General features: G+C 69.3%; 8 protein-coding genes and 1 pseudogene. 6 read left to right on the plus strand and 3 right to left on the minus strand.

Annotated features, from left to right (window positions below; translation table 11 throughout):
- Positions 1-583 (minus strand): hypothetical protein (locus tag ACLQ6X_RS12190; RefSeq protein WP_411700420.1); only part of this gene is annotated, 583 nt, incomplete at its 3' end.
- A 135-nt stretch (positions 584-718) separates the two neighbouring features.
- Complete coding sequence (locus ACLQ6X_RS12195) at positions 719-2,389, minus strand: dolichyl-phosphate-mannose--protein mannosyltransferase (protein ID WP_411700421.1); 1,671 nt, start codon at positions 2,387-2,389, stop codon at positions 719-721.
- A gap of 126 nt (positions 2,390-2,515) precedes the next feature.
- Here ACLQ6X_RS12195 and rsmI point away from each other — a divergent pair, with 126 nt between their 5' ends.
- The 6 genes from rsmI to ACLQ6X_RS12225 all read left to right on the plus strand — a co-directional run bounded on the left by rsmI (position 2,516) and on the right by ACLQ6X_RS12225 (position 9,472).
- Entirely contained in the window at positions 2,516-3,325 is an 810-nt protein-coding gene (gene rsmI, locus ACLQ6X_RS12200) for a 16S rRNA (cytidine(1402)-2'-O)-methyltransferase (protein ID WP_411700422.1), read from the plus strand.
- A gap of 170 nt (positions 3,326-3,495) precedes the next feature.
- Positions 3,496-5,085 carry a methionine--tRNA ligase gene (gene metG, locus ACLQ6X_RS12205; protein WP_411700423.1) on the plus strand — a complete coding sequence of 530 codons (1,590 nt, stop codon included), beginning with the start codon at positions 3,496-3,498 and terminating at the stop codon, positions 5,083-5,085.
- 15 nt (positions 5,086-5,100) lie between these two features.
- Positions 5,101-6,060 carry a TatD family hydrolase gene (locus tag ACLQ6X_RS12210; protein WP_411700424.1) on the plus strand — a complete coding sequence of 320 codons (960 nt, stop codon included), beginning with the start codon at positions 5,101-5,103 and terminating at the stop codon, positions 6,058-6,060.
- Entirely contained in the window at positions 6,060-6,911 is an 852-nt protein-coding gene (rsmA, locus tag ACLQ6X_RS12215; RefSeq protein ID WP_411700425.1) for a 16S rRNA (adenine(1518)-N(6)/adenine(1519)-N(6))-dimethyltransferase RsmA, read from the plus strand. Before ACLQ6X_RS12210 ends, rsmA begins: the two co-directional genes overlap by 1 nt.
- A 30-nt stretch (positions 6,912-6,941) precedes the next feature.
- Positions 6,942-7,877 carry a 4-(cytidine 5'-diphospho)-2-C-methyl-D-erythritol kinase gene (locus ACLQ6X_RS12220; RefSeq protein WP_411700426.1) on the plus strand — a complete coding sequence of 312 codons (936 nt, stop codon included), beginning with the start codon at positions 6,942-6,944 and terminating at the stop codon, positions 7,875-7,877.
- 38 nt (positions 7,878-7,915) lie between these two features.
- Complete coding sequence (locus tag ACLQ6X_RS12225; RefSeq protein ID WP_411700427.1) at positions 7,916-9,472, plus strand: molybdopterin-dependent oxidoreductase; 1,557 nt, start codon at positions 7,916-7,918, stop codon at positions 9,470-9,472.
- 14 nt (positions 9,473-9,486) lie between these two features.
- Here the strand turns inward: ACLQ6X_RS12225 and ACLQ6X_RS12230 are convergent.
- A pseudogene (locus ACLQ6X_RS12230) lies at positions 9,487-9,807 on the minus strand (hypothetical protein); the annotation flags it as partial.

The raw sequence follows: 9,807 nt of genomic DNA on the forward strand, positions 1-9,807 counted from the left end.
GTGCGGCGGGCGCTGCGGCCGCGGGAGGCGCCGGTTCGACGGTCGGCGCCGCGGCGGGCGTCTCGGCCGGAACTTCGGCCGGAACCTCGGCGGGTGTTTCGATCGGGGGTGCGGCGGGTGTCTCGACGGGCGGTTCGACCGGGGTCACGACGGGCGGCTCGACCGGCTCTTCGACCGGCGGCTCCGGCTCCGGTTCGGGCTCGGGCGCGACGCCGATCGTGTACCCCACGACGGTGCCCGTGCTGGTCTCGGTATCCACGGTCTGCCGGGCCACCACCGTGTGCGCGCCATCGGCGACACCCGCCTCGGTTTCGCAGAACCAGACTCCCTCGGGGGTGGACTCGGTGAAGCACACCGGCGCGTCGTCGACGAGCACCTCGACGGCGAACCCGTAGGTGGCATCGACGCCCTCGAACCGGATGAGGTCGGTCGGCGCGACGTACGAGCCGTTCACCGGGCTCGTGACCTGGGGAGGGGGAGCGGCGGCGTAGGCGCTGCCCGCGGCGACCGCGAACGGGAGGGAGACGAGCGAGACGGCGAGAGCCGCGGCTGCGACCCGGGCGCCGCGAGGTGTTCGACCCACGAAAGACACTCCAACCCGCCTGGCGCTGCCGCCGGCATCACGACCGATGGCGCGACTACGGGCCACAGACAGTCTGGCCTAGCCGGGGCATCCGCTACTTTTCGTAGCCGAATTCGTGCACCCCCAGTGCGAGGGTCAGCGCCAGGTCGGCAGCCACCAGTGCGCCTGCATCCAGCGCATGTCGAGCTGCATTCCCGTCCAGAGGGGCCAGAAGAAGACGCTCACCAGGGTCGCGAGCAGCAGGAACAGGAAGACGAACCGGATGCCCTGGTCGCGTCGCCACGTATCGTCGGTTCTGCGGCCCAGGATCAGGCCGATTACGAACACCAGCCCCAGGATCAGGTACGGCTCGAAGGCGATTGTGTAGAACTGGAACACCGTGCGCTGCAGGTAGCCGAGCCACGGCAGGTAGCCGGCGGCCATGCCCGTCAGGATGAGGCCGACGCGCCACTCGCGGTACCGGGCGAGACGGTAGACGAGGTAGAGGATCGCGGCGGTCGCGGCCCACCAGATGACCGGGTTGGCGAGTCCGGTGATGGATGCGCCGCACGCGTCGCTCGCGCAGCCGTTCTCGCCGAGCACGGAGGACTGCCAGTACATGCTCGTGGGGCGCACCATGAACAGCCACGACAGCGGGTTGGCCTGATAGGAATGGGGGCGCATCTCACCCACGTGGTAGGCGTAGACGCTGGCCTGGTAGTGCCACCAGCTCTGCACGTCGAGCGGCACCCAGGCGAGCGCGCCGGTCCAGGCGTTGCCGGCCTCCTCGGCCCAGCGCCGGTAGTAACCGTTGTCGGTGGTGAACCAGCTGATCCAGCTCGTCATGTGCGCGACGGCGGCGATCGGAACGGTGAGCAGGAAGCTCACGGGCGCCTGCCGCAGCAGCGTGCCGGACCCCCAGAAGAAGACCCCGGCGCGGCGGCGGGCGAGGGCGTCGACGACGAGCGTGTAGACGGCGAACGCGGCGAGGAAGTAGAAGCCGCTCCACTTGACCGCCGACGCGAGTCCGAAGGCGACCCCCGCGGCCATGAGCCACGGGCGCCACCACAGCGATGGTCCCCAATCGGTTCCCCTGCCGGCATCCGTTCGCAACCGGATCCACCGGTTCAGCCGCCGCTCGGCCCAGGCCCGGTCGAGCAGCACCGCGCCGAAGCCGAGCAGTGCGAAGAACATCAGCGAGTTGTCGAGCAGGGCGACCCGGCTCATCACGATCGCGTTGCCCTCGATGGCGAACAGGCCGCCCGCGATCACCGCGAGGAGGGTCGAGTCGAAGAGCTTCTTCGCGATGACCATGAGCAGCACGACGGCGAGGACGCCGATCACCGCGGTGCTGATGCGCCAGCCGACGCTGTTGTCGGGCCCGAAGGCCGCCATGCCGAGGCCGATGATCCACTTGCCCAGCGGCGGGTGCACGACGAACGACGGGGCGGTCTGGAAGATGTCGGTGACGCCGGCGTTGAAACTCGCGTCGGCCTCGGGCGGCCAGGCCGCCGAGTAGCCGAGGTTCCAGAGCGTCCACGAGTCTTTGACGTAGAAGGTCTCGTCGAACACGAGTGTGGCGGGGGAGCCGAGGTTCCACAGGCGTGTCACCGCGGCGACGAGCACCACGAGGGCCGGGGCGCCCCAGTGGTAGAGCCGCCGGTTGCGGGCGCTCGCCATAACGCGGCCGAACCAGGCGTCGATGCGCGTCGGAACGTGCGGGGCCGGCGGCACGTTCGGCAGCTCGCCCGTCGTGCCGGTCGGCTCGACGAGGGCGTCGAACGCGCGGCTCGTCGCGTCGGCGCGGGTGTCGTCGGGCTGGCTCACCTCGCAATCGTACTTACTGCCCCTCGGTGCCAAATGCAGGAGATTTCACCTCGAGTCACACGTTTCCGGGGCGGGGCGGGCCTCGCCGCCGAGATCTCCTGCATTTGGCACGTGGGAGACTGGGGCGTGATCATTCTCGCGGCGACCCCGATCGGCAATCTCGGTGACGCGTCGAAGCGGCTGATCGAGGCGCTCACGAACGCCGAGATCATCGCGAGCGAAGACACCCGCACCACGATCCACCTGATGCGCGCGCTCGGCATCGAGAACCGCCCGCGGCTCATCGCGCTGCACGAGCACAACGAGACGCAGAAGGCGGCCGAGATCGCCGAGCTGGCCCGCGAGACCGACGTGCTCGTGCTGTCGGACGCCGGCATGCCCGCCATCAGCGACCCCGGCTTCCCGCTCGTGGCGGCCGCCGCTGCCGCCGGCGTGACCGTCACCGCGCTGCCCGGTCCGAGCGCCGTGCTCACCGCGCTCGCCGTCTCCGGCCTGCCCACCGACCGTTTCAGCTTCGAGGGGTTCCTGCCGCGCAAGAGCCGCGTCGCCTACTTCACCGCCCTCGCCCGGGAGGAACGCACGATGGTGTTCTTCGAGAGCCCCAACCGGCTGGGCGACGCGCTCGCCGACATCGCGACGGCCCTCGGCGACGACCGCCGGGTCGTGGTGTGCCGGGAGCTGACGAAGCTGCACGAAGAGGTCAAGCGCGGAACGGCGCGCGAGGTCGCCGACTATTTCGCCGACGGGGCACGCGGGGAGATCTGCATCGTCGTCGAGGGTGCTGCCCCCGCGACATCCGATCTGCCCACCGGAATCGCACAGGTGCTCAAGCTCGTCACCGAAGGATTCCGTCTCAAGGAGGCGGCCGCTGAGGTCGCCGAGCAGACCGGCCTCAGCAAGCGCGACCTGTACGAGGGCGCGCTCGCGGCGCGGTAGTTCGGTTAGGCGCCGGCCATAGTGCACGTGTGGTGGGTGCGGATGCGCCCGCACCCGCCACAACTGCACTTCGGCGCGGGCGGCGGTTTCGATACGGTCGCGGAGCGACCTACTCGACCGGCGGCGACGGGCGGAGAGTAACAATCGCGCTCGACCTTTAGGATGAACTCATGGCCGCCGGTGATTCCTTTTACATTGCGACGCCCATCTTCTATGTCAACGACGTGCCGCACATCGGCCACGCGTACACCGAAGTTGCGGCCGACGTACTCGCTCGTTGGCACCGTCAGAGCGGTGACGACACCTGGCTGCTGACCGGCACCGACGAGCACGGCCAGAAGATCCTGCGCACCGCGGTCGCGAACGACACGACCCCGCAGCAGTGGGCCGACAAGCTCGTCGAGGAAGCCTGGCTTCCCCTGCTCAACACGATCAACATCCAGAACGACGACTTCATCCGCACGACAGACAAGCGCCACGAAGATGCGGTGACGATCTTCCTGCAGAAGCTCTACGACGACGGCTTCATCTACTCGGGCGAGTACGAGGGCTACTACTGCGTCGGCTGCGAGGAGTACAAGCAGCTCGACGACCTCATGGAGACCGAGACCGGCGACTACGCCGGCCAGCTGGTCTGCAAGATCCACTCGCGCCCGATCGAGGTGCTCAAGGAGAAGAACTACTTCTTCCGCATGAGCGACTTCCAGCAGCGTCTGCTCGATCTCTACGAGGAGCGCCCCGACTTCATCCAGCCGGAGAGCGTGCGCAACGAGATCCTGCAGTTCGTGAAGCAGGGCCTCAGCGACCTGTCGATCTCGCGCTCGAGCTTCGACTGGGGCATCAAGATCCCGTGGGACGACTCGCACGTGCTCTACGTCTGGTTCGACGCGCTGCTCAACTACATCACCGCCATCGGCTACGGCGTCGACGACGACGAATTCCAGCGTCGCTGGCCCGCCACCCAGCTGGTCGGCAAGGACATCGCGCGCTTCCACGCCGTGATCTGGCCCGCCATGCTCATGGCCGCGGGACTGCAGCCGCCCAAGCAGGTCTTCGGCCACGGCTGGCTGCTTGTCGGCGGCGAGAAGATGTCGAAGTCGAAGCTCACCGGCATCGCGCCGAGCCAGATCACCGACACGTTCGGTGTCGACGCGTTCCGCTACTACTTCATGAGCGCAATCAACTTCGGCCAGGACGGCTCGTTCAGCTGGGAAGACCTCTCGGCGCGCTACCAGAGCGAGCTCGCCAACGGCTTCGGCAATCTGGCCTCCCGCGTCATCGCCATGGTCAACCGCTACTACGACGGCGTCGTGCCGGCGCCGGGCGAGTACTCGGCCGACGATCTGAAGGTGCAGTCGGTCGTGAAGGCCGCGGCAGAGAACGCGGATGCCGCGATCCAGACGCTCGCCATCCATGACGCCATCGCGGCTATCTGGACGATCGTCGACGAGCTCAACGGCTACATCACGATCCAGGAACCCTGGGTGCTGGCGAAGAAGGACGAGACGCGCGAGCGCCTCAGTACCGTGCTCTACACCGCGACCGAGGGCCTGCGTTCGCTCGCCGTGCTGCTGTCGCCGGTGATTCCCGAAGCCACCGCCAAGCTCTGGAACGCCCTCGGCGCCCCCGCCGGTCTCGGCGACCTCACCGACCAGGTGATCGTCGACGCCGGACACTGGGGACAGCTGCCCGCGGGCAGTCGTCTCGGCACGCTCGAACCCCTCTTCCCTCGCATCGAACCGAGCGAGGTCGCCGGATAGTGACAGGAGCGCGTGATGAGTGACCAGACCTACGCATCGGTGCCGGAGGCACTCGTCGTCGGCATCTACGACAACCACACGCACCTCGACCCTTCCGGCGTTCCCGGAACCGAAACGCTCGACTACCACGCGCACCTCGACAAGGGGTCGAGCGTCGGTGTGCGTGGCGTCGTGCAGGTCGGCACCGACGTCGAGTCCTCGCTGTGGTCGGCCGAATTGGCGGCCATCGAGCCGCGCGTGCTCGCCGCCGTCGCCCTGCACCCCAACGAGGCCCCGCGCCTCGCGAACGCGGGCACCCTCGACGACGCCCTCACCGCCATCGACGAGCTGGCCTCCCGCCCGCGCGTGCGTGCGGTCGGCGAGACCGGTCTCGACTACTTCCGCACCGGCGAAGAGGGCCGTGACGCCCAGCACCGCTCGTTCGAGGCGCACATCGAGATCGCCAAGAAGCACGGCCTCGCGCTGCAGATCCACGACCGCGACGCCCACGACGACGTGGTCGAGACCCTGCTGCGTGTCGGCGCTCCCGAGAAGACCGTCTTCCACTGCTTCAGCGGCGACGCCGACCTCGCCCGCATCGCCGTAAAGAACGGCTGGTACCTGTCGTTCTCGGGCACCGTCACGTTCAAGAACGCGCACGACCTGCGCGAGGCCCTCGAGATCGCGCCGCGCCACCTGCTGCTGGTCGAGACGGACGCCCCGTACCTCACGCCCGACCCGTTCCGCGGCCGCCTCAACTCGCCGTACATGCTGCCGCACACGTTGCGCGGTATGGCCAAGCACCTCGGTACCGACGTGTCGATGCTCGCCGCCCTGATCACCTCGAACACCGAGGAGGTGTACGGCCGGTGGGACGCCGAGCCGGTCACCGCACCCCGCGACGCCTACACCGACGCCACCTTCGAGATGCCGCCGATGACCGGCGCCATCCGCCTTCCCTACCTCGACGACCCCGACCCAGAGAGCACGACCTAGTGGCGACACTCCTCGGCCCCGCCGAAATCCGCGACCTTGCCGCGCTGCTCGACATCCAACCGACCAAGAAGCTCGGCCAGAACTTCGTCATCGACGCCAACACGGTTCGCCGCATCGTGCGCGTCGCCGGTGTGGTGAAGGGCGAGACCGCGGTCGAGATCGGCCCCGGCCTCGGGTCGCTCACCCTCGGCCTGCTCGAGACGGGCGCCGACGTGGTCGCCGTGGAGATCGACAAGCGCCTCGCCGCCCAGTTGCCGGTCACGGTGGCAGAGCTGCAGCCGGATGCGACGCTGACGGTCATCACGGACGACGCGATGAAGGTCACCGAGCTGCCGCACGCGCCGAGCGTGCTCGTGGCCAACCTGCCCTACAACGTGTCGGTGCCCGTGCTACTGCATTTCCTCGAGCACTTCCCGACGCTGACGCGCGGGCTGGTGATGGTGCAGGCCGAGGTGGGCGAGCGCCTCGCCGCCCCTCCCGGCTCGAAGGTCTACGGCGCCCCCAGCGCGAAGGCTGCGTGGTACGGGCAGTGGAAGACGCACGGCAAGGTCAGCCGTCAGGTGTTCTGGCCGGTGCCGAACGTCGACTCGATCCTCGTCGGGTTCGAACGCGCCGACCTGCCCGGCACCGAGCAGGAACGCGTCGCGACGTTCGCGATCATCGACGCCGCCTTCCAGCAGCGTCGCAAGATGCTGCGGCAGTCGCTGTCGGTCGTGCTCGGCGACTCGTCCGTGGCATCCGCCCGTCTGGAAGCGGCGGGACTCGCCCCGACGAGCCGCGGCGAAGAGCTCACCGTTCTCGACTTCCTGGCCATCGCGCGCACCGAAGCACCGTCGCCTAGCACTGTCTAGAGCGCTCTCCGCCTCGGCTAGGTTGGAGTCATGACCTCGTCGGCCACCCCAACCGCGGTGCACGTTCGCGCGCCGGGAAAGATCAACGTCTTTCTGCGGGTGGGCGCGCTGCTCGACGACGGCTATCACGATGTCGCGATCGCCTACCAGGCCGTGTCGCTCTACGAGGATGTTCGCGCCACCCACGCCGACGACTTCTCGGTGCGGGTCACCGGAACGGTCGAGCTGTCGCGCGTTCCCACCGACGCCTCGAACATCGCGATCAAGGCCGCGCAGCTGCTCGCCCGCAGCACCGGCTACCGCGGCGGCGTCAGCCTGCACATCGACAAGCACGTGCCCGTCACGGGTGGCATGGGCGGCGGGTCCGCGGATGCCGCGGCCACCCTCCTCGCCTGCGACACCCTGTGGGGCACCCAGGTGCCGCGCGACCAGATGCTCGCTCTCGCGGGCCAGCTCGGTGCCGACGTGCCGTTCGCGCTCACCGGCGGAACCGCGATCGGCACGGGCCGCGGCGACCAGTTGAGCCCGGCTCTCGCCAAAGGCCAGTTTCAGTGGGTGCTCGCCCTCGCCGACTTCGGGCTCAGCACCCCGGCGGTCTACAACGAGCTCGACAAGCATCGCGACCGTCACGCACAGGACATCTTCCCGGCGTCGATCACCCCGTCGGTCGACACCAACGTTCTGCAGGCGCTGCGCGCGGGCGACCCGCACATGCTCGCCGAGACGCTGTACAACGACCTGCAGGCGCCCGCGCTGCAGCTGCAGCCCTCGCTCGCCGGCGTGCTCGAACTGGGCGAACGCAACGGGGCCCTGGCCGGCATCGTCTCCGGGTCGGGGCCGACCGTCGCGTTTCTCGCCGCCGACCTCGACACCGCGCTCGAGCTGCAGATCGCGCTGAGCGCCGCACGCCTCACCGTGGTGCGGGCCACCGGCCCCGTTCACGGCGCACGCATCATGAGTGCGTAGACTGCGCGAGAACCGCGTCGGCCGGTAGGAGAGAGCACATGACAGCGAGCCGCCAGAACCTGTGGGCCGCCCTCGTCGGCCTGATCTCCGCCGCCGCGACCCTCGCCCTCGCCGAGGTCGCCGCACTCTTCCTCGCACCGGCCGCGAGCCCGCTGCTCGCCGTCGGCTCGCTCGTGATCGACCTCGTGCCCGGCTGGCTCAAGACGCTCGTGATCGGGCTCTTCGGTACCGACGACAAGATCGTGCTGCTCGTCACGGTAGGCATCCTGGTCGCGCTGCTCGCCGCGGGGGTCGGCATCCTCGAGTACCGTCGGCCGCCGTCCGGCATCGTCGGCCTCGTGCTGGTCGGCGGCATCGCCACCGTCGCCGTGGTCACCCGGGCCGACGCCAGCGCCATGTGGGCCGTGCCCACCGTGCTCGGCATGGTGCTCGGCGTGGTCGTGCTGCGGGTCGGCGTCGACCGGCTGCACCGCTGGGCGGCAGCCGAATCGTCGGGCGAGGTGCGCGAGTTCTCCGACGCGGCGGTGTCGCGTCGTGGGTTCTTCGTGATGGTCGGGGCGACCGCCGCGGCCTCGGTCGTGGCCGGGGTCGCCGCGCGCGCCATGAACGCCGGAACCACCGCCGTGACCGCCGTGCGCTCGGCGCTGAAACTGCCGGCCCCCGCGATCGCGGCGCCGCCGATCCCTGCCGGCGCCGAGCTCGACATCGACGGCATCGCTCCGCTCGTGACATCCAACACAGACTTCTATCGCATCGACACGGCGCTGCAGGTTCCGTCGATTAACGCCGACGACTGGCGGCTGCGCATCACGGGCATGGTCGAGAACGAGATCGAGATCGGCTTCGACGAGCTGCTCGCCCTGCCGCTCGTCGAGGCCTACGTCACGCTCATGTGCGTGTCGAACGAGGTCGGCGGAGACCTCACCGGCAACGCGAGATGGCTGGGCTATCCGATCCGCGAGCTGCTGGCGCGGGCCGTGCCGACGAAGGGCGCCGACGTCGTGCTGTCGACCAGCCAGGACGGCTTCACCGCCACCACGCCGCTCGAGGTGCTGCAGGACCCCGAACGCAACAGCCTGCTCGCGGTCGGCATGAACGGCGAAGCGCTGCCGCTCGAACACGGCTACCCGGTGCGCATGGTCGTGCCCGGACTCTACGGGTACGTCTCGGCCACCAAGTGGGTCGTCGAGCTGAAGGTGTCGACGTTCGCGGAAGAGAGCGCCTACTGGACCGACCGCGGCTGGTCGGCGAAGGGTCCGGTGAAGACGTCGTCGCGCATCGACGTTCCCGCGTTCGGCGTCTCGCTGCAGCCGGGCACCGTGGCGATCGCCGGCATCGCCTGGGCGCAGCACGTGGGCATCGAGCGCGTCGAGGTGCGCATCGACACCGAGCCCTGGCGGGAGGCCACGCTGGCCGAAGCCATCTCGGCCGACACCTGGCGGCAGTGGTTCATCGAGTGGACGGCCACGAGCGGCGACCACACGATCGAAGTGCGGGCGACGGATGTCACGGGCTTCACCCAGACCGAAAAGCGGGTCGACGTGGTGCCCGACGGCGCCGAGGGCTGGCACACGCTCCAGGTGCGGGTGTCCTGAGCCAGCTGCAGTTCCTAGCCGCGCTCGTAGCGCAGGATGTTCACCGAGGGCAGGTTCCACTGCTGGGCAACGTGCCAGCCCGCCGTGCGCAGGGTGTCGGTCGTCGCGGGCCGAGCGTCGCGGGAGACGCTCGTGATCAGGTAGACGACGTCGGCGCCCGCGAGGCGCGGCAGGCCGTCGAGCAGCGGGATGCGCGTCTCCCAGAGCTCGCCGGTTTCGGCCGCCGGGGTGCCCAGGGTCACGTCGACCGTTCCCGCGAAGGCCTCAGGGTAGGAGTAGGCCATCACCCGCGCGCTGGCGATCGGGTGGCGCTGCACGCTGCCGTAGACGATGGC

This window comes from Conyzicola sp. (genome assembly GCF_046714715.1).
Lineage (GTDB): Bacteria > Actinomycetota > Actinomycetes > Actinomycetales > Microbacteriaceae > Conyzicola.